Source organism: Paenibacillus dendritiformis (assembly GCF_015845845.1).
Lineage (GTDB): Bacteria > Bacillota > Bacilli > Paenibacillales > Paenibacillaceae > Paenibacillus_B > Paenibacillus_B dendritiformis_C.
This window is the reverse complement of the sequence record NZ_LDIG01000215.1, coordinates 1-24,060: the sequence shown is the minus strand read 5'-3', so window position 1 is coordinate 24,060 and position 24,060 is coordinate 1. Positions and strand designations below refer to the sequence as shown.

Genomic DNA, 24,060 nt, shown 5'->3' with positions numbered 1-24,060 from the left:
CGCAAAAGGAGAATGTCAAATGAATCAAGTCTTATTCGTCAAAGCCAACTGCCGTTCCCTCGATGAATCGGTAAGCGTAAAGCTATATCATGCGTTTTTGGATACTTACCGGAAAGCCAATCCGTCTGATCGGGTGATTGAGCTTGATTTGTACCGGGAGGAGCTGCCTTATTATAACGATGTAATGCTGGGCGGCATGGCCAAGCGGCGTAAAGGATCAGCGCTGTCCCCGGCGGAAAGGGAAGCGGCAGACCGCGTTATGCGTTTGCTGGATCCGTTCGTGGCAGCGGACAAGATCGTGTTTGCTTTTCCGATGTGGAATCTGACGGTTCCTTCCGTTCTGCATACGTATATCGACTATGTGAGCCAGCCGGGGATCGCCTATCGTTACACGCCCGAAGGTCCTGTCGGCATGCTCGGCAACAAAAAGGCCGCGCTGCTGAATGCCCGCGGGGGAGTCTATTCCAGCGGTCCGGCGGCGGAGCAGGAAATGGCCGTGAGCTGGATGAGGCATAACCTGGAGCTGGTGGGCATACAAGACATCGTCACCGTCATCGTGGAAGGGCATGATCAATATCCGGAGCATCGGGAGCGCATGATTGACCAAGGCATAGCGGCCGCGATGAAGACGGCGGCAGCCTTCTAGGAGGAGGAGTAGAGAGATGATGGCCTACCTGGACGATTCGCTGCTCTGGCTTATGCTGAAGCTAAGCAGGGAAGATGAACCGGTGCCCGCCAACCTGCTGGCAGCAAGAGATGTCGCGCAGATGGGAATCTGCCAACGCATGTATTAACCTGAAATAAGGGCAGAGCCTTCATGATCCGTCATGAAGGCTCTGTCTTTGTTATGGCGTCACGCGCGTGAATGGCGGACGAACTGCTCGACGAAGTAACCTGTCCGGAATAGGCCTTGACGGTGGCAAAGCCTTCGTCTTCCAGGCTGTCGGCAATCAAATCGACGATCTCCTTATCATCATCGGCAATTAATACGCATGGCTTGGTCATTTGTTCTTCCTCACTTTGCAGCTATCCTTTCCTATACTACTGTAAGCGAAAAAACTATAAAAAGAATAAAGCGATAATGAAGAATTGTGAAACGGGGCCGGGGCGGGCCTTCATAATTTTTCACATTTCTTTTATTCGGATTTCAGAAAAAGTTGCTATTGTAGTCATTGTACCGCAACGGGCAGGGGATAGCGACTGCCATGCGGCGCTTGACTATTTCACATAAAAACGGTTTTCTTCTGACTGCGATAATGTTATTTTTAAATAGAGCTGGCATGCCGGCTGTATCACGATCGGATCTGTGGGGAAAATCATAGTCTGCAGTCAGCATGAAGGGGAACCGTCTTTCTGATTCGTCTATTCATTCGATCGCCCCGGATCCGCGTCAGGTTACATTTGTTCCCCTTTCCATCCAATAGAGCCAATAGAGAGGAAGGAAAGGGCGGGGAAGGATGCAAGCATAAATAAGTGGGTTTCCGGATAGGAGCAAAGTATGTTTCAGCAAATCATGGATTTCTTTATGAATTATGGAGCCTGGGGACTGTTTATCCACGCGTTCGCCGATGCGGTTATTTTTCCGATACCCGCTTTTTTCCTGCAGGTGTCGCTCAGCTTGCTCGATCCGTCCAATGCGCTGTGGCTGGCGACGATCGGCTATATCGCCTGCCTGCTCGGCACGCCGTTAGGCTATCTGATCGGCAAGGGGCTCGGCCATTCCATCATGTATAAATTCCTCAAGAAGGAATGGGTCGATTCCGCCACCGCGATGTTCAAGAAGAGGGGAGAGGCGGCCATTCTTATCGGTTCGTTCACGCCGATTCCGTTTAAAGTGTTCACGATACTGTCCGGCTGCCTCAACTTCCCGTTATGGCGCCTTATCGCGTATGCAGCCTTGGGAAGAGCGGTCAAGTTCTACGCCATCGGCATCTTGTTCTACCTCTATGGCCGTTCGGCGGAAGGGATGGTTCACAAGGTCTCCCTTTACATTTTCTTTATCGCCGTCCCGATTATTGTCGTATTCCTGCTGCTTCACAAAAGGCATCTCCAAAGAAAGGAAGCGGCGGCTGCGAAAAATATCGAGCAATCGAGCAACAATATCTGAAAAAACATAACCGGCACCGGATGTATATCGGGAAGCCGGCTTGTTTGTGTTGGTATTGGAATCAAGCTCTTTGCATTTATAAAAATACCCGTGAAGAAGTTCACTTTGGTGATCAAAGCGTTCCTTCACGGGCCTCGATCGGTTTAGGCTGGATGAGTGTAAAAGCGTATGGTATGATGGGCTTATCTTTGACAGGAATATATACGCTTTAATTTATGCGCCGAAAAGTGGGTCTGAGGTGGATGGGCCGCCTGGTACGGAAATCGTGACCGGATTATGCCGATGGCGCGGCGTTATGAGGCGATTGGCTTCGAGTCGGCTTCAGCTTGCTTAGCAGGTAACGATCGAGACCGAAGCGGCCGGCATTCGTATAGGCGACCAGGATGAACATCGTTAGGAGCATCATCACCGGGTTGATGCTGATGGAACCGCTTAGCAAAAACGCCGTATTCATCACGATGCCGAAGAAAGCGGAGGTCCGGGTCAGGATGCCCAGGATGAGTCCAATACCTACGAGAAGCTCACCCCATTGCACCATAAGGCTGAACAAATTGGCATGGGGGAGCGCAACATGCTCCAGGAACGACGCCCACCAGCCCTGAACGACGGGACTTTCTCCGCCGGCTTTCGCTACGGCGCTCTTCAAAAATCCGCTCGCGTCAAAGCTTCCGGCAAATAGCTTGTGAATGCTGGCCGATATCCAGGTGTAGCCCACATATATGCGGATTACCAAAAGCAGCACGGATGCCCACACGTTCCTCCTTAAAAATTCGATCATCAACAATTCCTCCTTCAAATTTTGGGAATATGCCATAAATAGGCTACATAAACACTTTAAAGCGCAAGTGTCAAAATATCAAGATTCAAGAAGGAGATTTTTGCAAAAAAATACGCCCAAATGTATTACATATTCATCGTGTTGGTATAAGAAACATAGAGGTTGACTTTTATTTTGGTTGTAACTATAATGGTTACATCAAGTCGTGAATGGCGGCTGCTCTTTTTTGAATTAGTTGTAACTATCTTGAATAAAGTCATACAGCGCGGAAGCACTCGTTGGGGACGTAAACAACCGATGCTTGGCGAAATGGATTCGATTGGGCACATACGACCAGCGCTCATAGGTGCTGTGCCAATAAGGCAAATAAGACGGTCGATCCCATTGGGGAAGATCGGCAATCACGTCATAGGCGATTGATTTTCCTTTCTTCAGTACATCCAAGATTGACAGTAAATTTTGGGGCGGCTCTGATTGCCGAAAGGGCGGATTAGGCAATGTAACGGGAGATGGCGGTTCAAGGTTCCCTAATTGTTGTTTGTTAGGCGGAGACAGCGCATAGGACAGCGATTGAGGCGTGACCGCGGCGCACGAGATCATGGTGATGAACAGAAACGATTTGAGACTCGTCTTCATGGGCAGCTCCTTATCGAAATTTGCTTTTAGTTTACCTATTTCAGGAAGAGTTATTCCAAGCTTAATGATGGCGCAATGGCGAGAGGGGGGATGGCTGCAGGCCGGGTTTTACGGAAAAGCTCGATGAATTGCATCAGGATCTAGCCAATAAAAATGTCAAGGTCGGAGACATTGTAAGCATGCCGTCCGGCAGAGTGTTTAACTTTGCGGATCAGGAAGACAATTACTTTGCCGTGATGGAAAAGAAGTAACTGAATTCTTCCATGAACAATTCGGAGATGAAGCTGCCGGCATGATCGGCAGCTTCGCTTGCGTTTACGGGTTGGATCGGGAAAGAAATATACTTCCCTCCAGGATGCGCTATAATGGATACAGTGACGGAGGAAAGGGACGTGTTCATGAAAAAAGTCATCGTAATCGGAGCAGGGATACTAGGAGCATCGACAGCCTATCAGTTAGCAAAACTGGGTGCGGATGTCCTCATCGTCGACCGGAAAGATAAAGGACAGGCTACGGATGCCGCGGCCGGCATTATCTGCCCCTGGCTGTCACAGCGGCGCAATCAGGCTTGGTACCGGCTAGCCAGAGCGGGTGCGCGCTTTTACCCCGGGTTGATAAAGGAACTCATGAGCGAGGGCGAGACGGAGACCGGCTACGCCCAGGTTGGCGCTCTTAGTATCCATGATGATATGGAGAAAATCAGAAAGATGGAGGAGCGGGCCCAGTTGCGAAAAGCGGATGCGCCGGAAATCGGTGACATTACCCGGCTGAATGAGCAAGCAACCCATGAGCTGTTTCCTCTGTTGGCGGAAGGGTATCATTCGGTTCATATTAGCGGGGCCGCCCGTGTCGACGGCCGTGCGCTGCGCGATGCGCTGGTCCGATCGGCGCAAAGAAACGGGGCCGTCCTGATCAACGGGGATGCTGCGCTGCAATATCAGTCGAACCGCGTAACCGGAATCGCGGTCGGTGCTCACAGCTTCTCGTCTGACGAAGTGATCGTGTGTGCAGGGGCGTGGGCCAATCGACTGCTGCAGCCTTTAGGCGTTCACTTTCAGGTAAGCTATCAAAAAGCGCAAATCATGCATTTACAGGTTCCGGATAGACAAGACACGGGCACCTGGCCTGTCGTGATGCCGCCTTCCGATCAATATCTGTTGGCTTTTGACCAACAAAAGATCGTGATGGGAGCGACTCACGAGGATGATATCGAAGGCTATGATACAAGGGTAACCGCAGGGGGAATCCAAGAGATTTTGAATAAAGGCTTGGGATTGGCGCCGGGCTTGGCGAACAGCACGGTTCAAGAGGTGAGAGTCGGTTTTCGTCCTTTTACGCCCGGCTTTCTTCCGGTGATAGGCGCTGTTCCTGGCTGGGAAGGCTTGATCGCGGCCAACGGACTTGGAGCGTCCGGATTGACGATGGGCCCATTTATTGGATTCCAGCTCGCAAAGCTGGCATTAGGAATGGATCCGGATATCGATATCCATGATTATGATATTCGCAAAGCAATGGCGTGAGCATCAACAAAAACAGACCAAAACTGTAACCGTACAGTCTTGGTCTGTTTTTTCTGTTCATTCGCTATCGTTGGCTATATTTTTTAGGCATAGTTTCTATGCACAATATATATTTCTCGACTGGAACGACGGTATGTAAAATAAAGGGAACCGCAGTATGCAGCGGCACAAATGTCGGAGGGATACGGGTATGAATAAAACCGGAAATAGCCAAGTCGACAACCGGCACCAAGCCCTAGGTTTATCGGATCAGCAGGTTCTTGAAATGTATCAGAATATGGTTTTGGCCCGAAAAGTAGATGAACGGATGTGGATTCTAAATCGTGCGGGAAAAATCCCTTTTCTCGTGTCTTGCCAAGGTCATGAAGCAGCGCAGATAGGAGCGGCTTATGCGTTGGAGCGAACGAGGGATTTTCTGTGCCCGTATTATCGGGACATGGGGATGGCCATTGTTTTCGGGATGACGGCAAAGGAATTGATGCTTTCCGCTTTTGCCAAGGCGGGAGATCCCAACAGCGGCGGGCGTCAAATGCCAGGGCATTACGGGAGTAAAAGACTGAATATTCTTTCGGGTTCCAGTGTCGTATCGAGTCAAGTGCCGCACGCTGTTGGAATCGCTTTATCTGGAAAAATGCAAGGAGCAGAGCTTGTCGTGTTAACGGCCTTTGGGGACGGGGGCAGCAATCAGGGAGAGTTTCACGAAGCGGCGAACTTTGCGGGGGTGCACAAGCTTCCTGTCATTTTCTTCTGCGAGAATAACAAGTACGCCATCTCTGTCCCTTTTTCCAAGCAGGCGGCTTGTGAAAGTATCGCGGATCGGGCAAAAGGTTATGGGTTTCCCGGCATCAGTGTGAATGGCAATGATCCCTTGGAAGTATATAAGGCCGCGAAGGAGGCGGCCGATCGGGCAAGAAGAGGAGAAGGGCCAACGCTTATCGAGGCGGTCGTCTATCGTTTGGTCCCTCATTCCAGCGACGACGATGATCGAACCTACCGTTCCCGTGAAGAAGTGGAAGAAGCCAGGAAGAAGGATCCGCTCGTAACCTTCAGCAATTATCTCAAAGGTGTCGGAATATTAGATGAACCCACAGAGAAGGAAATCCATGACCGGATGCTCATGGAAGTCGATGAGGCCACGGATTATGCGGAGACTGCTCCGGATTCGGCTCCGGAAGATGCCCTTAAGCACGTTTATGCAGAATAGGGGGAGTGAGAAATGGCCGTAATTTCTTATGTTGATGCCGTAACCCAAGCTCTTCGGGAGGAAATGCAGCGAGATAAAAGGGTATTTGTCTTAGGAGAAGACGTCGGGGTACGCGGGGGCGTGTTTCGGGTTACACTGGGATTCCATGAGGAATTTGGGGAACAACGGGTGATAGATACGCCGCTGTCGGAAGCGGCCATTGCAGGCGTGTCGGTTGGGGCAGCCGCTTATGGATTGAGGCCCGTAGCCGAAATTCAGTTTGCCGAGTATATCATGCCTGCCGTCAACCAAATCGTGAATGAAGCAGCCAAAATGAGATACCGCTCGAACGGAGATTGGAGCTGTCCCATGGTCATTCGCGCTCCTTATGGAGGCGGAGTTCGCGGCGCCCTCTATCATTCGCAAAGCGTCGAAGCCATGTTCTGCAATATTCCCGGCTTAAAAGTGGTCACTCCTTCCACTCCTTATGATGCCAAAGGACTGCTTAAAGCGGCCATCCGCGATGAAGATCCTGTTCTTTACTTTGAACATAAGCGATGTTATCGATCGATCAAAGGAGAAGTGCCGGACTCGGACTACATTGTTCCCATCGGGAAGTCGGATATTAAGCGGCAAGGAGAAGACCTCACGGTTATTTCTTACGGACTTGCCTTGCATTTCGCGTTGGAAGCGGCCGAAAAACTTTCCCAAGAAGGATACAGCGCTCACATTCTGGACCTGCGTACCCTCTATCCTCTGGATAAGGAATCGATTGTGGAGGCTGCTCGCAAAACCGGCAAAGCGCTCATTATTCATGAAGACAACAAAGAGGGAGGCGTTGGGGCTGAAGTAGCGGCTGTGCTCGCGGAGGAATGCCTTTTTGAATTGGATGCTCCGATCAAACGCCTTTGCGGTCCGGATGTCCCCGCTATGCCGTATAGTTCGCCGATGGAGAAATTCTTCATGCTCAATCCGGAAAAAGTATATCAGGCCATGAAAGAATTGGCCCAATTATGATCGGAACGGGAGGAGAATATGGCTGAGAAAATCGTTATGCCCCAGCTAGGGGAAAGTGTAACGGAAGGAACCATCTCCAAGTGGCTCGTAAACATCGGGGATAAAGTCCAAAAATACGATCCCGTATGCGAAGTGATTACCGATAAAGTTACTGCGGAGGTTCCTTCTACGGTGAGCGGGACGATATCCGACATCGTCGTTCAAGAAGGCGAAACGGTGGCGGTAGGAGCTTTGATTTGCTGTATTGCGACGGAAGATCAAGCGAGCGCGCCGGTTGAAGCAATGACTGCCGCTCAAGATCAGGGAGCTGATGACGCGACGGCACAAGCAGCCGTGAACCAACGGTATTCGCCGGCCGTGCTCAAACTGGCGCAAGAAAACAACCTGGATCTTTCCCGTATCGAAGGATCGGGCGCTGGCGGACGCATCACCAGAAAAGACATCTTGGAGATTGTGCAAGGAAAGAGGCCGGTTGATGACCAATCTGCCGTCCATTCTCCGTTACATCCGGCAGACGAGACGATCCCGGTTACCGCCATCCGTAAAACGATTGCCAAACGCATGCTGGAAAGCAAGCGGGAGATCCCCCACGCCTGGCTTATGGTAGAATGCGATGTCACCAATCTGGTACGTTATCGCGACCGGATAAAAGAGGAGTTTCAGAAAAAAGAAGGCATCCCTTTAACATATTTGCCGTTCTTTATCAAGTCGGTTGCCGAAGCCTTGAAGGAATTCCCGATCTTAAATTCGCAGTGGGCAGATGATCGCATTATCGTCAAAAAAGCGGTTCATATCTCGATTGCCGTTGCAACCGATCAAGAGTTATTCGTTCCCGTCATTAAGGACGCCGACCAACAAAGCATTTCCGGTCTTGCCAGAGCAGTGAATGAATTGGCCAAAAAGACGAGGGAGGGCAGGTTAACGGCAGAGGATACCGCCGGCGGAACGTTTACCGTCAATAACACAGGCTCTTTCGGCTCCGTTCTGTCAGCCCCGATCATCAATCCTCCGCAAGTGGCCATTTTGAGTGTCGAAGCCATCGTAAAACGCCCGATCGTCCTGGATAACCAGATTACTGTACGCGAAATGATGAACATCTGTCTTTCCCTCGATCACCGGGTGTTGGACGGTCTGGTGTGCGGACGCTTCTTGCAGAGAGTCAAAGAAAAGTTGGAAGGTTACGGCACGGATACCGGCACCGCACTCGATTAAAGGAAAGGGGCGATGAAATCATGCATTTTGATTTAACCGAGGAACAAGCGCTGATAAAGAAGACGATGCGTGATTTTGCGGAAGGCGAGGTGGCTCCGGGCGCGGATGAACGGGATCGCACGAAGCAATTTCCGGAAGAGGTTTTCGATAAATTAACGAAGCTGGGACTCATGGGGCTGCCTTTTCCCGAACAATACGGCGGCGGGGGAGCAGATACGATAAGCTTTGCTATTGCTGTCGAAGAATTAAGCCGGGTATGCGCCTCCACGGGCATCACCTATTCGGCCCATATTTCGTTAGGCGGGGCGCCCATCCATTTATTCGGAACGCACGAACAAAAGGAGAAATACTTAACTCCCCTTTGTACAGGAGAATACTTGGGGGCGTTTGGGCTGACGGAACCGAATGCCGGATCCGATGCAGGCGGAACCCGAACGACAGCGAAGCTGGATGGGGAGCAGTGGATCATTTCCGGTTCCAAATGCTTTATTACCAATGCAAGCTATGCCAAAAATCTATCGCTCACCGCCGTAACGGATCGCTCCAAAGGGACGGATGGAATCAGCGCGTTTATCGTGCCTACCGATGCGCCAGGATTTACGGTCCTTAGCAATTATGAAAAGATGGGCCTTCACGCATCGAATACAACGGAGTTAATTCTGGAAAATGTAAACGTTCCCAAAAAAAATCTCCTGGGGAAAGAAGGACATGGATACAAGCAGTTTTTAGCTACGCTTGACGGAGGGAGAATCGGGATCGGGGCTATGGCTGTCGGGATCGCGCAAGGGGCTTATGAAAAATCGCTCCAATATGCCAAAGTAAGAAAACAATTTGGCCACAGCTTATCATCCTTTCAAGCTATCCAGTTTAAACTGGCCGACATGGCCATGAATATTGAACTTGCCCGCAACATGGTGTATAAAGCGGCATGGCTTAAGGATCAAGGAAGAAAATTTAAGAAGGAAGCGGCGATGGCCAAATTATTTGCTTCGGAAATCTGTATGAAGGCATGCGATCAGGCCGTTCAGATCCATGGCGGCTATGGTTATATGAAGGAATACCAGGTGGAGCGGTTTTTCCGGGACGCCAAGCTTTTGGAGATCGGGGAAGGAACTTCGGAAGTGCAACGAATGGTGATTGCACGCCAGATCGGGTGTTAAAGGGGGTTGGTGCTATGTTCAAGAAGATTCTAATCGCGAACCGGGGGGAGATAGCGGCTCGAGTGATCCGTACTTGCAAATCGCTGGGCATTGCCACCGTCAGCATATACTCGAAAGTGGATAAGGAAGCCCCTCATGTCAAAATGGCGGATGAGGCCTACGAGGTCGGAAATCCCAAAGTAACGGACAGCTATTTAAAAATCGATAAAATTTTAGAAATCGCCCGTCTTTCAAAAGCGGATGCGATTCACCCCGGATACGGCCTTCTCTCGGAAAATCCCGAATTTGCCCGCCGCTGTGAGGAGGCCGGTATCGTATTCATCGGTCCATCCGCGGATATTATCTCCCGCATGGGCAGTAAAATTGAATCCCGGAATATCATGGAAAAAGCGGGTGTCCCTGTCGTCCCCGGCATTTCCTATCCATTAGCGGATGCGGAAGAAGCAGCACGGGCAGCCCATCGTATCGGCTATCCGGTCATGCTCAAGGCTTCGGCCGGCGGCGGCGGGATCGGCATGCAGATCGTTAATAACGAATCGGAAATGAAGCAAGCATTTGAAGGGAACCGGAAACGTGCTTCTGATTTCTTCGGAGACGGGGCCATGTATATGGAGAAGGTCGTGGAACATCCCCGGCACATCGAAATTCAGATTTTGGCCGATTCCTATGGGAATACCGTCCACTTGGGGGAACGGGAATGTTCCATTCAACGCCGTCATCAAAAAGTAGTGGAGGAAGCCCCTTCTGTCTATTTGGATGAACTCACGAGAAGCAAAATGGGAGAAGCGGCGGTAAGGGCGGCTCAGTCCATCGGATACCGGAATGCAGGAACGATCGAGTTTTTAGTTGACGGGAATAAAAATTTCTATTTCCTTGAAATGAATACTCGTCTGCAGGTGGAGCATACGATTACAGAAGAGATTACCGGCTTGGACTTGGTTGCAGAGCAATTGCGAATTGCGGCCGGACATTCCTTGAATTTTGGTCAATCCGATGTGCAACGCGACGGTCATGCGATTGAAGTGCGGATTTATGCGGAAGATCCGAAGACGTTCTTCCCATCTCCGGGAGTGATTACGAAGTTTGCCATACCTGAAGGAGACGGAATCCGCCATGAGTTGGCTGTACAGGATGGTTCCATGGTCACTCCTTTCTATGATCCGATGATTGCGAAGCTCATAGTCAAAGGGAAGGATCGCGACGAAGCGATTGACCGGCTTCAAAAGGCGCTGGCCGATTATCAGGTTGAGGGCATCAAAACAAACATCCCGATGCTGCAAGAAGTCATCGCGCATCCCGCATTCCGTTCAGGCGATACGACAACGGGTTTCGTTGCGAACTATTTAATGGAGAAGACATGACTTGATCGGATAGGGCCTCGGCGAGTTGCCGGAAGGTTATTCGTAGAACAGGAGGTTATTCAGGTGAGCAAAATAGCGGCGGTTATGGCGGGGAATGTGTATCAACTCCTTGTCAAGCCTGGGGATCAAGTCGAAGCGGGACAAAACGTGGCCGTGTTGGAATCGATGAAAATGGAGATCACGATTACGGCCGGTTCCGCCGGGACGGTAAAAGAAGTACTCGTGAGCGAAGGGGACTTTGTTAATGAAGGAGATCTATTGATCGAGCTGGATTAAACGTATGCTGGGGGTTGGGGAGATGAACTGGCCGGCGAGTGTGACGATCAAAGAGGTTGGTCCAAGGGATGGATTACAGAATGAGAAGGTCTTTGTGTCAACAGAGGATAAAATCGCTTGGATCAACCAATTGTCCGGCACCGGTATCCCATCGATTGAAATCACTTCATTTGTGAATCCCAAGTGGATCCCGGCGCTGGCGGATGCCGTTGAAGTTGCGACAGGAATTGAACGGATGCCCGGCATCATTTATTCGGCTCTCGTTCCGAATCGTCAAGGCCTGGAGCGAGCGTTGGAAGCCGATGTGGATGAAGCAGCCGTCTTTATGTCTGCCAGCGAAACTCATAATCAAAGGAACATAAACAAGCCGCTTCGCGCTACCTTTCCCATTCTAAGTGAAGTGGCGCAAGAAGCCCTTGCAGCCGGAAAGTCAGTCCGCGGTTATGTGTCCACCGTCTTCGGTTGTCCCTATGAGGGTCCTGTGTCCATCGACGAGGTGATCCGGGTCGCGGAAACGTTGTTCGAAATGGGGATTGGCGAGTTATCTCTCGGGGATACGATCGGCATTGCAAATCCGAAGCAGGTGCAGGATGTATTGGATATTCTATTAAAGCGTTTTGATGCCAAAAAACTGGCCCTGCACTTTCACGATACGCGCGGGACGGCTTTGGCTAATATTCTGGTATCCATGGACATGGGGATCACGACGTTTGATGCCTCCGTCGGCGGGTTGGGCGGATGCCCGTATGCGCCTGGGGCCTCGGGCAATGTGGCTTCGGAGGATTTGCTTTACATGCTGGATGCGATGGGGATTCACACGGGGGTAAATCGGGAAAAGCTGCTCTCCGCGGCCCGTTTTATTCAGGAAAAGATAGGAAGAGAGTTGCCAAGCCGTAATCTTCAGGCCGGCAGCTTGAACGGATAGCAGGCTCATGATTCGGTTCCGGGAAGGAGGGGGATCGTGGAAAAAGCCGTATTGGTCTCCAACATGGGAAATGGAATTGTACTCATGACGTTAAATCGGCCGGAAGCCGCCAATGCGCTGTCGATAAAGATGCTGGAACAATTGCGGGATGCGGCCGCGACATGCAAATTTGACCGGTCTGTTCGCTGTATCGTGGTCACAGGGGCTGGAGAGAAAGCCTTTTGCGCAGGCGCCGATTTAAAAGAGCGCGCAGGAATGGACATGAACCAGGTTCGCAGGACGGTTGCTTTGATTCGCGAGAGCATCAATGATCTAGAAGCGTTGCCCCAGCCGGTCATTGCCGCCGTAAATGGAGCCGCTGTGGGCGGGGGAATGGAATTGGCGTTGGCCTGCGATATTCGGATCGCCTCCGAAACGGCAACATTCACTCTAGCTGAAACTTCGCTTGGGATTATTCCCGGCGCGGGCGGAACGCAGCGGCTGCCGAGGCTGATCGGGAAGGGGCGCGCCAAAGAGCTCATTTTCACGGCAAGAAAAATCGGGGCCAAAGAGGCGAGGGACATGGGGGTGGTGGAGTATGTGGCGCCGCCTGCATCCCTTCTCGATAAAGCGCTGGAAATAGCGGGCCAAATTGTTCGAAATGCTCCTATCGCCGTGGCGGAGGCCAAGTTCGCCATCGATAAGGGATGTGATGCGGATCTGGCCACCGGGCTTGCGATTGAGCAAAATGCCTATGAAGTAACGATTCCGACTAAGGATCGCTTGGAAGGACTGCAGGCGTTCAAAGATAAGCGCCCACCCCTATTTAAGGGCGAGTAACAAGCATTTTGCAGAAAAGGAGGAAGAGGGGATGTCCATGGACATAAAGCCGGAGGAGCTGCAGGAACGTACTTCACGCATCCTCAAAGGGGGGGCGCCGGCTTATCATCAAAAGAATGCGGAGCGAGGAAAACGATTTGTTCGCGACCGTTTGAAGCTGTTGTTTGATCCGGGTTTCGAGCTGGAGGATGCGTTATTTGCCAACTGCGCGGCAGAAGATCTTCCGGCGGATGGCGTGGTTACGGCGATCGGAAAGATTAACGGGAGAACCGTGTGCGTGATGGCCAATGATTCCACCGTAAAAGCCGGTTCTTGGGGAGCGCGTACGGTAGAGAAGATCATTCGAATCCAAGAGACGGCAGACAAAATGAGAGTGCCGTTGATTTACCTCGTGGATTCGGCAGGTGCCCGCATTACGGACCAGGTCGAGATGTTCCCCGGCAGGCGCGGAGCTGGCCGTATTTTTTACAATCAGGTCAAATTGTCGGGTAAAATCCCTCAAATCTGCTTGCTCTTCGGTCCATCGGCTGCAGGCGGAGCATACATTCCGGCATTTTGCGATATCGTGATTATGGTGGATGGAAATGCATCCATGTATCTCGGTTCCCCGCGGATGGCGGAGATGGTGATCGGGGAAAAGGTTACGCTAGAAGAGATGGGTGGCGCGCGCATGCATTGCTCGGTATCCGGATGCGGCGATGTGCTGGCCCAAAACGAAGAAGAAGCCATTTCGATGGCACGACGATATCTCAGCTATTTTCCCGCTAATTTTTCCGAAAAACCGCCGGTCGCGGAAGCAGCGGCGCCACCGTATTTTGAGAAATCATTAGAAGAGCTTATCCCGTCCAATCAGAATGCCCCGTTCAATATGTATGACCTGATTGATCGGATAATTGACGAGGGATCATTCTTTGAGATGAAGAAGCTGTTTGCCGGCGAACTGATTACGGGGTTGGCCCGTATGAACGGAAAACCGGTTGGGATCATTGCCAATCAGCCGCGGGTGAAAGGAGGCGTGCTGTTTCACGATTCGGCGGATAAGGCAGGCCGATTTATTACCCTTTGCGACGCGTTTCATATCCCGCTTCTGTTTCTCGCCGACGTCCCCGGTTTTATGATCGGCACCAAGGTGGAGCGGGCGGGAATTATCCGCCATGGCGCGAAAATGATTTCGGCCATGTCCGAAGCGAGCGTGCCTAAAATCTCGGTGATCGTCCGTAAAGCATATGGAGCAGGCCTCTATGCGATGGCTGGTCCCGCGTTTGAACCGGATTGCTGTCTCGCATTGCCTACCGCTCAAATTGCGGTGATGGGGCCGGAAGCTGCGGTCAACGCCGTCTATGCCAATAAAATTGCGCAGCTGCCTGAACACGAGCGGGCCTCTTTTATTGAACAACAGCGGGAGAAATATAAGCAGGATATCGATATTTACCGGCTAGCCTCCGAAATGATTGTTGACGGGATCATTCCGGCCAATTCGCTGCGCGACGAGTTAGTGAATCGATTCGAGGCTTATTCATCAAAGGTTGTCGTCTTCTCTGAGCGGAAGCACCCGGTATATCCGGTTTAATTGCTGGCCTTTCCGAACAGCACCACGCGTTTAGCGACGCGCCGGTGCTGTTTTTTGCGTGGACGGCATATCATAATCTTGAGTCAGAGGATGAATGGTTTGGATACCGCTTTGCCTATTAGGGGAAGGAGGCAGATCCGGATCAGATGGATATTCGACAGCTTCATTATTTTACCGAAGTGGCCAAACATAAAAATTTTACAAAAGCTTCGCAGGTCCTGTATGTTTCTCAGCCATCCATCAGCAAGATGATCAAAAGCCTCGAAGACGAATTGGGAGTTACTTTGCTTGATCGTTCCGAGAGGGAGGTTGTGCTCACGGATACAGGAAAGCTGGTAAATGAAAAGGCTTTAAACATTTTGCAGCTGCTAGAGGAGTTATCTTCTTCTGTTAATGAGCTGGTTCAAGTGCAACGAGGAAAAGTGAAGATGGGAATCATGCCTACAATCGGCGCATTGCTATTCCCCAAAATTATTGCCGGCTTCAAGAAGAGATATCCCGGGATTGAGATTCAAATGGCCGAATACAGCGCGAAGCAGGTAGAGACGCAGATGGAGCAAGGAAAAATCGATTTTGGGGTCACGGTGTTGCCGGTGGACACTCGGCTGTATGGGACGGTTTCCTTGTTATCTGAAGAACTGGTTGTCATTGTAAGCAGTCACCATTGGCTTGTCGGAAGAAAATCCGTCAATTTAATTGAATTAAAGAATGAGCCGTTTATTCTGTTCACGAAGGAATTCGCCCTTCATGACGTAGTTTGGCAAGCTTGCTTGCGGGCCGGGTTCGAACCCGAGGTAGCTCATACGACCTCCCTGTGGGATTTCTGCTGCGAGATGGTGGCGTCTCAATTAGGAATTTCATTGATCCCCAGATCGATGGCGAACCGTCTGCATCATCTTGCCGTTTATCCCGTTTCGATTTCCCATCCGGAGATTGCTTGGGAGTTGGCCCTTATTTATCCCCGGGATAAATACCTTTCTTATGCATCCCGGGAGTTTATTGCCTATATCCAGGCCAATCCGCCAAATCAACCGGGATTATGAACAGCGCCGGGTTCCATCATGAATGAGAATCCTTGTATGGAACCCTCCCATAAGTTAAAGTCAATTCGCTTATACTTAGAGCTGCACTTCTTCTTATATAATTCATCTTTTTGATATAATAAAAAGCAGTTAAACGAGGCCATTCGCTTGAACGGATTGTTCATGCCCGGCGACTTCATCGATGAGCCGATGCATGGCTAATTGTTGCATGCGATCTTGAACGGGATGATGAGATGCAGTTGTACACCAGGGGCTTCGGTTGGACAAGCCCGGTTTTGATTAGAGCGGGTTTGATAGATTGATAGATGAAACGATAACCGCAACCGGCAGGTGGTCGGAGCGGTGTACTTTGTTATGAAAGGTGATGACTATGGCACGCGTTTTGCTAATCAACGGAGGTTCCGAAGGACATATCAACCCGACCCTTGGTGTGGTTCAAGAACTTATCCGTCGTGGCGAAGAGGTGGTTTACTTTGTCGCGGAACAATATCGTGATCGCGTCGAGCCGACGGGCGCAGAGGTGATCACATTCGATGGCGGAAAATTTGTGGAGGCGTTCCTTGCCGGAGGAAGAAATCCTTGGGCGCGAGCGGGTGGACTTTTGCGCACCGCCGACATCGTCATTCCTGGTGTCCTGGAGCAAATCTAAGGAGAACGCTTTGACTACATCATTCATGACTCGATGTTCGGCTGCGGGCGTTTGGTTGCCCAAATACTCGGCCTGCCGGCAATCAACTCGTGCACGAGTTTTGCAATTCAACAAAACAGCTTTGACAATCTGCAAGATCGCCTCTCGCGCCAATTTCCAGCAGACGTGAATCAACGTGCGCAACAAGAGTTTCAACAGCTGGTCAGTAACGTGCAATCGAGATACAAGGTGCAGATTAACTCCGGCTTCGAAGTTTTCTGGAATCCCGCGCCATTGACGATTGTCTACACGTCGAAGCGCTTTCAACCCGATGGAGACAGCTTTGATGAGACGTATAAGTTCGTTGGACCGTCGATCGTGCCGCGCTCTCACAGTCAATTTGATTTATCTAATGTGGACACGGATCAACTGATTTATATATCACTCGGTACGGTTTTCAATCAAGCAGAGGATTTTTACAAGCTCTGTTTTGCGGCGTTCGCCGAAACGAAGTACACCGTGATTTTATCCGTCGGCAGACAAACCCGGATTGCGGAATTGGGAGACATTCCTCCGAATTTTATCGTTCGAAACTATGTGCCGCAACTCGAAGTACTGCAACACGCCAAATTGTTTATCACACACGGCGGCATGAACAGCGCCAGTGAGGGACTATATTATGGGGTGCCGCTGATTGTGCTTCCCCAAAGCGCCGACCAACCGATGGTGGCGCGCCGTGTGGCTGAAATCCGTGCAGGCATTTCCCTAAATCAAGAAGGCTTAATCGCGGGTGATCTTAGAGAAGCGGCAGAACGCGTGCTCAAGGATGCGTCATTTCGAAAGGCATGTGTTGAAATTGGCGATTCGTTCCGATCTGCGGGCGGTTATCGCCGAGCCGTCGAGGAGATCTTCGCGTATAAACGAAGTCTAGGATTGAATAAGTAAAATAAGATTGATTCCTTTACTTGATTTGTAATCGTTAAGCCAAGTGAATGTTTTATAATTGAAAGTAACGATATCGATGGCCGATTAAATGAAAAAAGCCGATTCCTCCCTTAGAGCAGGAAAAATCGGCTTTACTTTTTAGTCCAAGAATTGGCCTATATTACGCAAGATGATTGAATTAACTCAGAAAATTATAAGTTTTGTTATAAAGGTTACGGAGGTTTGTATTTTTTTTTAGAAATCTCATAATTTTATGCCAAACGACCGATACAGTTTTTACATGAAAGGAGGAGATCTTTATGAGGAAATCAAAATATGTGAAAGGAACAAAAGTGCTTGTAAGTCTATTAATTAGTTTGCATGTGTTTACTTTTTCGAGCATTTCCTTCGCTGCAGCAAACGAGCTCAATGATATTGATGCCGGAATCGCAAGCCTAAATTATGATCGCAATGAAGTTTTGGCCGTAAAAGGCGATCAAATCAGCAGTTTTGTTCCCAAAGAAGGCATTCATTCCAACGATAAATTTATCGTGGTTGAACGGGAGAAAAAATCACTCACAACATCTCCCGTAGATATTTCCATTATTGATTCGATCACGAACCGTACTTATCCGGGCGCAATACAGCTTGCAAATCAGGATTTTGCGGATAATCAGCCTAGTCTGGTTATGGCCGCGAGAAAACCATTAGATATTACCATTGATTTACCCGGGTTGAAGAGCGAAAATACGATTACCGTTCAAAATCCAACTTACAGCAGCGTTTCTAGTGCCATTGATCAGCTCGTGTCGACTTGGGGCGAGAAGTATTCCGGAACGCATACACTGCCTGCGAGATTACAGTACGCAGAATCCATGGTTTACAGCCAAAATCAAATTGCCAGTGCATTGAACGTGAATTCTAAAGTGCTGAACGGTACGCTCGGAATCGACTTTAACGCGGTCGCAAGCGGCGAGAAAAAAGTGATGGTTGCCGCTTATAAGCAAATCTTTTATACCGTAAGCGCAGCGCTTCCTAACAATCCATCGGATTTGTTTGATGACAGTGTGACGTTTGCTGAATTAGTCCGTAAAGGGGTAAGTAATCAGTCTCCGCCTCTGATGGTATCTAACGTAGCTTATGGCAGAACCATTTACGTGAAATTGGAGACGACCTCAAAGAGCAGCGATGTACAAACCGCATTTAAATTATTGCTCAATAACCCTAGCATACAAGCTAGCGGACAGTACAAAGATATTTATGAAAACAGTTCGTTTACTGCCGTTGTATTTGGCGGCGATGCCCAAACACATAACCAGGTCGTCACGAAAGACTTCAATGTCATCCAAAATGTAATCAAGGACAATGCAGAATTTAGCAGTAAGAATCCAGCTTACCCTATTTCATATACCAGTGTGTTCTTGAAAGACAATTCCATAGCTGCGGTTCACAACAATACAGACTATATCGAGACAAAAACGACAGAATATACGAAAGGCAAAATAACGCTTGATCATAGCGGTGCATATGTAGCTCAGTTTGAAGTGTCTTGGGACGAGTTTACCTTTGATGAGAATGGACAAGAAATCATTACTCATAGAACTTGGGAAGGGAATTGGCAAGATAAAACAGCGCATTTCTCGACAGAGATTCCGCTTCCGCCTAATGCGAAGAACATCAAAATTTTTGCAAGAGAATGCACAGGTCTTGCCTGGGAATGGTGGAGAACCATTTTAGATGAACCTAACGTTCCGTTAACCAGCAATATAAATGTTTCCATTTGGGGAACCACGTTGCATCCGTCAGCATCCATAAGTCACTAGTCATTTCTGAAAATCTTCCCATTCATTTGGGGAGATTTTCTTTTTGGCAATAAAAATAGTTCTGGACTAATCGTCGCCACACTATTTCACAAAACCCGTATTTTGTACATATGTATATAAAACGAAAAATACCATGACCTATATGTGTACATGTTAATTGACACAAAGTTGCCCTCTTTAGCCTACATTACCCTTTTAATTTTTCCATTATTCCGGAGTAATAATCAATTGTCCGCTCGAAATTGGTACCGGGGCATCGCTAAAGCCCCGGTTCTGAAACCATGGAGCCCGGAGTATACCGTACATTACTGTTGCGGCGGTTTGGGTTTCGGATTGCAGTTCGTAACCCCTCCACATTCTGCATGTCCACTTGGGTCAATATATTTCAGCGGATTATTCTGCACATACGTATACCGATTCAAACTCAGCGAGTTTGTCAGTTCCCCTTCATACGTATCTCCGATATAAACCGCTTTTCCTCCGGCGAGTAGAAATTAGAATGTTACGCTTGTTCTGCCCAGTTAGCCGGATATGTTACATAGATAAATCGTGCATATTCTGGCACAGAAAATTGAATCTTACTTCCTTTTGGAATCAGGATCACTTCTCCTGGACCAGCTGACACCTTTGTACCATCAATGATAACATCCAGATGTCCCTCAATCACATAATCAATTTCATCATAGTTAAGTGTCCAGTCAAAGGTTGTTTCTTTCATCTCCATGATACCGCAGCCAAGTCTTGGACTTTCCTTTAGCGAAAAAAGATCTTTACAATAGACGATATCATTAGGGTTGCCTGTATCGAGACGATCCTCTTCTGTTACTTTCATATTTGGCACTTTAACAGAAGTAATCCCTCCAGGACCTCTATGAACGTTCTGTTCAATAGCATCAGCCCCTATTTTTTCCATGATGATTTTACGAACCATCTCTTCAATCATCTTTTTATCGATACTCATGGGTACCCTCCTCTACTTCTTAGGTGTAGTTTTTTGGAACCATTATACTTGCAATGAGCATAGCAACCATTACAGCTGTGATAGACTTTTGAACATCGATTCTGTTCTCGGCTAAAAGGAGGTGTGAAACAAATTTCACTACGGTATATGACTTCTTTCTCCGTAATCACACTACGCGGAACGGAAAACGATGACGCCATATTCTGTGTCATTTCCTCATTTCCCATACCAGAAAATAAACACAAAGAGGCCTAAAGTTATACCGCTTCCTATCAAGTAGGAATGCTATAACCTTAAGCCTCTTTGCTTTAGTAAGACTACGCCTTTGTAGTCCTCTATTCCATTTTAAACGTGAATGAAACTGTTGTTCCACACGCTGTAGATTCAAATTGCATGCTCCCTTTTAGTTTATCCTCTACATAGCTATTTACAATAGATAAACCTAAACTTTTTTGTGAACATTCTTCAACGTTGATGCGAATAGATGCCATACCACAGCCATTACAACATTTTATCCAACCGAAAATCCCCCGTTGGTCTGGAATCCTCTCATTTTCCCCTCGCTATTGTATTTTAACTACTGATTAATCACAATGGACCCAAACCAGAGCCAGTACAACCCAGCCTGCGTAGAGACTTCCCCGCGTGTGCGTCAAACCGAACTTCGTCCCGTCCCGTAAATGCGCCTCATCCTCCTGGAAGCAAGCCAACGCCTCCTGCCCATTGCCCGCTTCTGAGTGCTGCATACGCATCGCCTAGAAAATATTCCTTCATATTTTCCCGAAAGGTCTAACGAAGACGCTGCTTGTTACATTATCAACCGATATTGACCTCATATGCACCCGATAGTCATCTCGTCTGCACCCGAAATTGATTTCTCTATTCTATGATATGGGATCTTGCACAAAGGAGTAATTATATGAAAATGGTACAACGATGGGTAAGCATTTTTCTGTCCGCGGCGATACTATTGCCCCTCGTCGGTGGTACGACAGCCCGAAGACAGCATTTTTTATGTCTGTCAGTGCAGGAACTGCATTAAACAAGCTTACCGGACTTTGCGGCAGCACCGGCAGCATGAGCCTCAACAGTACAATTAGCCATAGCGCATGCCTCAAACGCGCATGGATGCGTCTGCGGAACAGATGCTGAACTAGAATGTATGCTCTTTGCCGTCCCGGCGTCAATGCTTCAAAAGCCGTTTTCAGGGCAGGGATTTCATCGAGTTTAATTTGAAATTCTTCAGGAATTATGAATTCTGTACTTTTTTTAAACTTCACTTCCAAACCGGCCTTTTCATCATCAAGGAACACCTCTATTCAATTTTTCGATCGGCTGACAGTCTTGTCTAACGCCGGACGAGAATAAAGTTTGCTTGAATCGGTTAAGCCGGACCAAAGCTTCTCGATCGATGTCGTGAACGGAAAATCCAAGGATAATGTTAAACTCATTCTTCTTCCTCCTCTAATTAATTTCATTACCTCCTTAAAGTATCGGCTCTTCCGACGTAGCGGCCACGAGACGAGAACTCCAGGTTGTGCTATCCTGCTCTTACTAAGAAGACTGCCGATCAAATTCTCGGCAGCCTTCTTCTCGTGTCTATCAACTCTCGTACCCGTTAGCTGAATAGGACGATTCAACCAATAAATTGCCTCAAGAGCTGGTTAAACTTGTCACGTTCTTCCCAGAAAGGACCATGACCGCTGTAATGAAACGGAACAAGCTGTGAATTTCTTATTTTTTGATTTAGTTCCTGAGCTTGTGCAAAGGGAATAACTTTGTCGTGAACGCCGTGAACGATTAAGGTTGGGACAAGTATTTTCTGCAAATCCGCATAAAGCTTCTCATCTCTTAGCGTAATTATGATTGCTGCTGTTGACCAGCCTGCTGCTTGCAACCCCAATTGAAAAAACCACTCAGAGAATGGACATGTTATATATTGAAAGAAAAAGGTGTCTGTTACTTCTCGCATCATCTTCGGGCGGTCATTTAACGCTTGAGCAAGGAATCTGTTCGCGGTATCTGTAGTAAAGCCTATTGGAGCTGCAGCGTCGACAAGGACAAGATTGGATACTCCGTAATTATTGAATCGGGACATATACCGAATGGCGATTGCTCCACCTGTAGAGTGACCCACAAGAGTAAAATTGTCTAATTTGAGTACGCCAACTACTGTACGAATATCATCTGCCAATCGGTTAAAATGATAGCCACTCATTGGTTTATCCGACTTTCCGAATCCTCTCCAGTCGATTCCGATACAGCGGTAGCCCATTGCGGGAAGAACATCAAACTGATACTCAAACTGTTTATGGTTTAACGGCCAACCATGTAAAAACACTATCGTCTTCCTGCCCTCGGGATTTATATCTTCCACATATAATTTTACGCCAGACTCTACCGCAACATAGTATCCCACACCGATCCCCCCATCAATAAAAATAGCTTTAACACTAAACTATTCACGGAGGCAAACATAGGTGAATACCTACTCTTTTTCAAAACTGTCTATCTTCCGGGTGACATTTATCGTTTTGGCCATACCACTGTGCGGCCTCCTGCCTATTATCCCTTTTCCGTATAAAACGCTTCGCACCGAGTATAACGAGTGATACAATGATGCCCCCAACAATAATCATACTCATCGTGATCAAGCCGCCGAGTCCAGGCACTGATTCGTTGAAGGTTATGATTGGTCCGCCATATTGATGCGGCAAGATGGTAAACCTCATGATTTCCAAGTAGGCGAGGTGAAAACCAATCGACGCCCAGAGACTCCCTGTCCATAGACGGAGCAGCTGCAAACATATTCCAAAGCTTAGAATTAATATGATATAAGGCATGTTAATGATATTTCCGGGAGCAAGTCCAAAGAGCACTTGAAGCTGGGTAACTGTAATAGGGACAAGTATAAATAGAATAATCTGAAATAAGACAGCTAGCCAAGCCGCGAATCGATGACGTAAGAGATCATACAGCATGCCTCGCAATCCTAATTCCTCTGGTAAAGCTTCATATAGAAAAGCAATGAGAGCATTGATAAGCAGCGCAGCAAGCCACTGATCGGGGGTATGCCATTTTTCAATGACGATCCATCCTTGAGAACTGGCTATTATGAAACCTAATGAAGCCAGTGCAATTGCCAAGAGAACCCCAGTAATAAAGTGATGCAGTCTTTTCCAGGAGTATACTGATGGTTTGGATTTAGCACCCAGTTATCTTATAGACATGCGGATACAAATACAAAATTATCGGAACAGCCAGCCCACTCATGACAATACCCTGAACGAACGATTTAGAATTTCTTGATAAGCCGAGCAACTGTTCAGCAACATCACCGGCAAGACCAGCTAGGAACAGACTCACGACTAATGTTGACCATCCGGCGAGCATCAAAAGCATCCATTTCTTATCTTTCATTTGACCAGCTCTCCTTTTTTTATCACGTTGGCCATACAACTGCGCAGCCTCCTATAAGTCCTTTCTAGTGAACAGATGAACAGTTAAGTAATAGGAAGCAATGAGTAACAGTAAGATCCCGATTGAAATAAGAAATAAAATTTGACCACTGATAAAGCTTTCCTCGCTCATCATATTCATCAACATTGCTAGAGGATTAATCAGAGCAAACAGGATTATCAAAAATACGACATTGATAATTTCTGTTCCTTTTTTACTAAGTGTATAAAAAAGCGGCATATAAATTGAAATTATAACAAGCATCATTCCTACTGGAACGAATAAGCCCAAGATCGAATAGTCTGGTTTGTTAAGGTGTGGGACTGCTAGTGTAACGAGCGAGTGAATCCCGCAGGAAGCAAGGATTCCAAAAAGCGTACCAATGATGGTTGTTATGTATTTAGATAGAACACCTGAATCCGTGAAAGGGTTACGAATAAGAGAACCATCACTATCAGCTGTAACGATAGGCGCAGAAAGCAGAGGTGATGACTCGATTCACTTGAAAAAGACATCACGAAACAAAGCTTCCCTTGTGCAAAGCTTGAACGGAAACATAGGTTCGCAATCTATTATCCCGACAAGGTCCCGTAAATGCGCTGGAATGTCTGAAACCATGGACTATGTCTTCCGAAGCGGAGCTTCGTTTGTCTGGCAT

23 protein-coding genes and 6 pseudogenes are annotated in these 24,060 nt (G+C 48.3%); 17 read left to right on the top strand and 12 right to left on the bottom strand.

What is annotated here, in order from left to right:
- Positions 1–19: 19 nt before the first annotated feature.
- Both ABD76_RS21730 and ABD76_RS30255 read left to right on the top strand, forming a co-directional pair.
- Complete coding sequence (locus tag ABD76_RS21730) at positions 20–646, top strand: FMN-dependent NADH-azoreductase (RefSeq protein ID WP_197259178.1); 627 nt, start codon at positions 20–22, stop codon at positions 644–646.
- A 16-nt stretch (positions 647–662) separates the two neighbouring features.
- A complete protein-coding gene (locus ABD76_RS30255) occupies positions 663–794 on the top strand; it encodes a hypothetical protein (protein ID WP_275100844.1) in 132 nt (43 codons plus the stop codon).
- A gap of 31 nt (positions 795–825) precedes the next feature.
- Here ABD76_RS30255 and ABD76_RS29775 read toward each other — a convergent pair whose 3' ends face one another.
- Positions 826–1,005: a response regulator gene (locus ABD76_RS29775; RefSeq protein WP_242069710.1), complete on the bottom strand. Its 180-nt coding sequence runs from the start codon at positions 1,003–1,005 to the stop codon at positions 826–828.
- 493 nt (positions 1,006–1,498) lie between these two features.
- Here ABD76_RS29775 and ABD76_RS21720 point away from each other — a divergent pair, with 493 nt between their 5' ends.
- A complete protein-coding gene (locus tag ABD76_RS21720; protein ID WP_197259177.1) occupies positions 1,499–2,107 on the top strand; it encodes a YqaA family protein in 609 nt (202 codons plus the stop codon).
- Between the two features lie 274 nt (positions 2,108–2,381).
- Here ABD76_RS21720 and ABD76_RS21715 read toward each other — a convergent pair whose 3' ends face one another.
- Entirely contained in the window at positions 2,382–2,888 is a 507-nt protein-coding gene (locus ABD76_RS21715) for a DoxX family protein (protein ID WP_197259176.1), read from the bottom strand.
- A 228-nt stretch (positions 2,889–3,116) separates the two neighbouring features.
- Complete coding sequence (locus tag ABD76_RS21710) at positions 3,117–3,521, bottom strand: hypothetical protein (protein ID WP_197259175.1); 405 nt, start codon at positions 3,519–3,521, stop codon at positions 3,117–3,119.
- 107 nt (positions 3,522–3,628) lie between these two features.
- On the opposite strand from ABD76_RS21710, the pseudogene ABD76_RS29770 reads away from it, so the two are divergent.
- The 14 genes and pseudogenes from ABD76_RS29770 to ABD76_RS21650 all read left to right on the top strand — a co-directional run.
- Positions 3,629–3,772: pseudogene (locus ABD76_RS29770) on the top strand (VOC family protein); the annotation flags it as partial.
- Between the two features lie 147 nt (positions 3,773–3,919).
- A complete protein-coding gene (locus tag ABD76_RS21705; protein ID WP_197259188.1) occupies positions 3,920–5,041 on the top strand; it encodes an NAD(P)/FAD-dependent oxidoreductase in 1,122 nt (373 codons plus the stop codon).
- A gap of 190 nt (positions 5,042–5,231) precedes the next feature.
- Positions 5,232–6,245, top strand: coding sequence for a thiamine pyrophosphate-dependent dehydrogenase E1 component subunit alpha (locus ABD76_RS21700; protein ID WP_197259174.1), 1,014 nt, complete (start codon positions 5,232–5,234; stop codon positions 6,243–6,245).
- A 12-nt stretch (positions 6,246–6,257) separates the two neighbouring features.
- The gene (locus tag ABD76_RS21695; protein WP_197259173.1) at positions 6,258–7,241 is read left to right on the top strand and encodes an alpha-ketoacid dehydrogenase subunit beta; all 984 of its coding nucleotides are present in this window, start codon (positions 6,258–6,260) and stop codon (positions 7,239–7,241) included.
- An 18-nt stretch (positions 7,242–7,259) separates the two neighbouring features.
- A complete protein-coding gene (locus tag ABD76_RS21690) occupies positions 7,260–8,453 on the top strand; it encodes a dihydrolipoamide acetyltransferase family protein (RefSeq protein WP_197259172.1) in 1,194 nt (397 codons plus the stop codon).
- 20 nt (positions 8,454–8,473) lie between these two features.
- Complete coding sequence (locus ABD76_RS21685) at positions 8,474–9,613, top strand: acyl-CoA dehydrogenase (protein WP_197259171.1); 1,140 nt, start codon at positions 8,474–8,476, stop codon at positions 9,611–9,613.
- A gap of 14 nt (positions 9,614–9,627) precedes the next feature.
- On the top strand, positions 9,628–10,974 hold the full coding sequence (locus ABD76_RS21680) for an acetyl-CoA carboxylase biotin carboxylase subunit (RefSeq protein ID WP_242069709.1): 1,347 nt from the start codon (positions 9,628–9,630) through the stop codon (positions 10,972–10,974).
- 63 nt (positions 10,975–11,037) lie between these two features.
- Complete coding sequence (locus tag ABD76_RS29765; RefSeq protein ID WP_338125168.1) at positions 11,038–11,250, top strand: acetyl-CoA carboxylase biotin carboxyl carrier protein subunit; 213 nt, start codon at positions 11,038–11,040, stop codon at positions 11,248–11,250.
- A gap of 22 nt (positions 11,251–11,272) precedes the next feature.
- Positions 11,273–12,175 (top strand): hydroxymethylglutaryl-CoA lyase, encoded by a 903-nt coding sequence (locus ABD76_RS21675; protein ID WP_197259170.1) that lies wholly within the window; start codon positions 11,273–11,275, stop codon positions 12,173–12,175.
- Positions 12,176–12,211: 36 nt separating this feature from the next.
- Positions 12,212–12,994 (top strand): enoyl-CoA hydratase, encoded by a 783-nt coding sequence (locus ABD76_RS21670; protein ID WP_197259169.1) that lies wholly within the window; start codon positions 12,212–12,214, stop codon positions 12,992–12,994.
- A gap of 31 nt (positions 12,995–13,025) precedes the next feature.
- Complete coding sequence (locus ABD76_RS21665) at positions 13,026–14,564, top strand: acyl-CoA carboxylase subunit beta (protein WP_197259168.1); 1,539 nt, start codon at positions 13,026–13,028, stop codon at positions 14,562–14,564.
- A 146-nt stretch (positions 14,565–14,710) separates the two neighbouring features.
- Entirely contained in the window at positions 14,711–15,607 is an 897-nt protein-coding gene (locus ABD76_RS21660; RefSeq protein ID WP_197259167.1) for a LysR family transcriptional regulator, read from the top strand.
- A gap of 370 nt (positions 15,608–15,977) precedes the next feature.
- Positions 15,978–17,180: pseudogene (locus ABD76_RS21655) on the top strand (macrolide family glycosyltransferase).
- Between the two features lie 299 nt (positions 17,181–17,479).
- Positions 17,480–18,982 (top strand): thiol-activated cytolysin family protein, encoded by a 1,503-nt coding sequence (locus ABD76_RS21650; protein ID WP_197259166.1) that lies wholly within the window; start codon positions 17,480–17,482, stop codon positions 18,980–18,982.
- A 362-nt stretch (positions 18,983–19,344) separates the two neighbouring features.
- Here ABD76_RS21650 and ABD76_RS31035 read toward each other — a convergent pair.
- The 9 genes and pseudogenes from ABD76_RS31035 to ABD76_RS21620 all read right to left on the bottom strand — a co-directional run.
- A pseudogene (locus ABD76_RS31035) lies at positions 19,345–19,466 on the bottom strand (RHS repeat-associated core domain-containing protein); the annotation flags it as partial.
- An 18-nt stretch (positions 19,467–19,484) separates the two neighbouring features.
- Positions 19,485–19,943: a cupin domain-containing protein gene (locus tag ABD76_RS21645; RefSeq protein ID WP_197259165.1), complete on the bottom strand. Its 459-nt coding sequence runs from the start codon at positions 19,941–19,943 to the stop codon at positions 19,485–19,487.
- 88 nt (positions 19,944–20,031) lie between these two features.
- A pseudogene (locus ABD76_RS21640) lies at positions 20,032–20,170 on the bottom strand (ethanolamine ammonia-lyase reactivating factor EutA); the annotation flags it as partial.
- Between the two features lie 927 nt (positions 20,171–21,097).
- Positions 21,098–21,250: pseudogene (locus ABD76_RS21635) on the bottom strand (YdeI/OmpD-associated family protein); the annotation flags it as partial.
- A gap of 60 nt (positions 21,251–21,310) precedes the next feature.
- A pseudogene (locus ABD76_RS29755) lies at positions 21,311–21,394 on the bottom strand (SRPBCC family protein); the annotation flags it as partial.
- Positions 21,395–21,579: 185 nt separating this feature from the next.
- Positions 21,580–22,362 carry an alpha/beta fold hydrolase gene (locus ABD76_RS21630; protein WP_197259164.1) on the bottom strand — a complete coding sequence of 261 codons (783 nt, stop codon included), beginning with the start codon at positions 22,360–22,362 and terminating at the stop codon, positions 21,580–21,582.
- A gap of 79 nt (positions 22,363–22,441) precedes the next feature.
- Complete coding sequence (locus ABD76_RS21625) at positions 22,442–23,089, bottom strand: CPBP family intramembrane glutamic endopeptidase (RefSeq protein ID WP_242069708.1); 648 nt, start codon at positions 23,087–23,089, stop codon at positions 22,442–22,444.
- 58 nt (positions 23,090–23,147) lie between these two features.
- Positions 23,148–23,402: a hypothetical protein gene (locus ABD76_RS29750; RefSeq protein WP_242069707.1), complete on the bottom strand. Its 255-nt coding sequence runs from the start codon at positions 23,400–23,402 to the stop codon at positions 23,148–23,150.
- 12 nt (positions 23,403–23,414) lie between these two features.
- Positions 23,415–23,840, bottom strand: coding sequence for an ABC-2 transporter permease (locus ABD76_RS21620; RefSeq protein ID WP_338125169.1), 426 nt, complete (start codon positions 23,838–23,840; stop codon positions 23,415–23,417).
- Positions 23,841–24,060 lie beyond the last annotated feature (220 nt).

Coding starts and splice junctions, on each gene's coding strand:
- ABD76_RS29775 (WP_242069710.1), bottom strand. CDS start 1,005: ATGACCAAGCCATGCGTATTAATTGCCGATGATGATAAGGAGATCGTC.
- ABD76_RS21650 (WP_197259166.1), top strand. CDS start 17,480: ATGAGGAAATCAAAATATGTGAAAGGAACAAAAGTGCTTGTAAGTCTA.
- ABD76_RS21700 (WP_197259174.1), top strand. CDS start 5,232: ATGAATAAAACCGGAAATAGCCAAGTCGACAACCGGCACCAAGCCCTA.
- ABD76_RS21730 (WP_197259178.1), top strand. CDS start 20: ATGAATCAAGTCTTATTCGTCAAAGCCAACTGCCGTTCCCTCGATGAA.
- ABD76_RS21665 (WP_197259168.1), top strand. CDS start 13,026: ATGTCCATGGACATAAAGCCGGAGGAGCTGCAGGAACGTACTTCACGC.
- ABD76_RS21685 (WP_197259171.1), top strand. CDS start 8,474: ATGCATTTTGATTTAACCGAGGAACAAGCGCTGATAAAGAAGACGATG.
- ABD76_RS21680 (WP_242069709.1), top strand. CDS start 9,628: ATGTTCAAGAAGATTCTAATCGCGAACCGGGGGGAGATAGCGGCTCGA.
- ABD76_RS30255 (WP_275100844.1), top strand. CDS start 663: ATGATGGCCTACCTGGACGATTCGCTGCTCTGGCTTATGCTGAAGCTA.
- ABD76_RS21645 (WP_197259165.1), bottom strand. CDS start 19,943: ATGAGTATCGATAAAAAGATGATTGAAGAGATGGTTCGTAAAATCATC.
- ABD76_RS21660 (WP_197259167.1), top strand. CDS start 14,711: ATGGATATTCGACAGCTTCATTATTTTACCGAAGTGGCCAAACATAAA.
- ABD76_RS21690 (WP_197259172.1), top strand. CDS start 7,260: ATGGCTGAGAAAATCGTTATGCCCCAGCTAGGGGAAAGTGTAACGGAA.
- ABD76_RS21705 (WP_197259188.1), top strand. CDS start 3,920: ATGAAAAAAGTCATCGTAATCGGAGCAGGGATACTAGGAGCATCGACA.
- ABD76_RS21695 (WP_197259173.1), top strand. CDS start 6,258: ATGGCCGTAATTTCTTATGTTGATGCCGTAACCCAAGCTCTTCGGGAG.
- ABD76_RS21720 (WP_197259177.1), top strand. CDS start 1,499: ATGTTTCAGCAAATCATGGATTTCTTTATGAATTATGGAGCCTGGGGA.
- ABD76_RS21710 (WP_197259175.1), bottom strand. CDS start 3,521: ATGAAGACGAGTCTCAAATCGTTTCTGTTCATCACCATGATCTCGTGC.
- ABD76_RS21675 (WP_197259170.1), top strand. CDS start 11,273: ATGAACTGGCCGGCGAGTGTGACGATCAAAGAGGTTGGTCCAAGGGAT.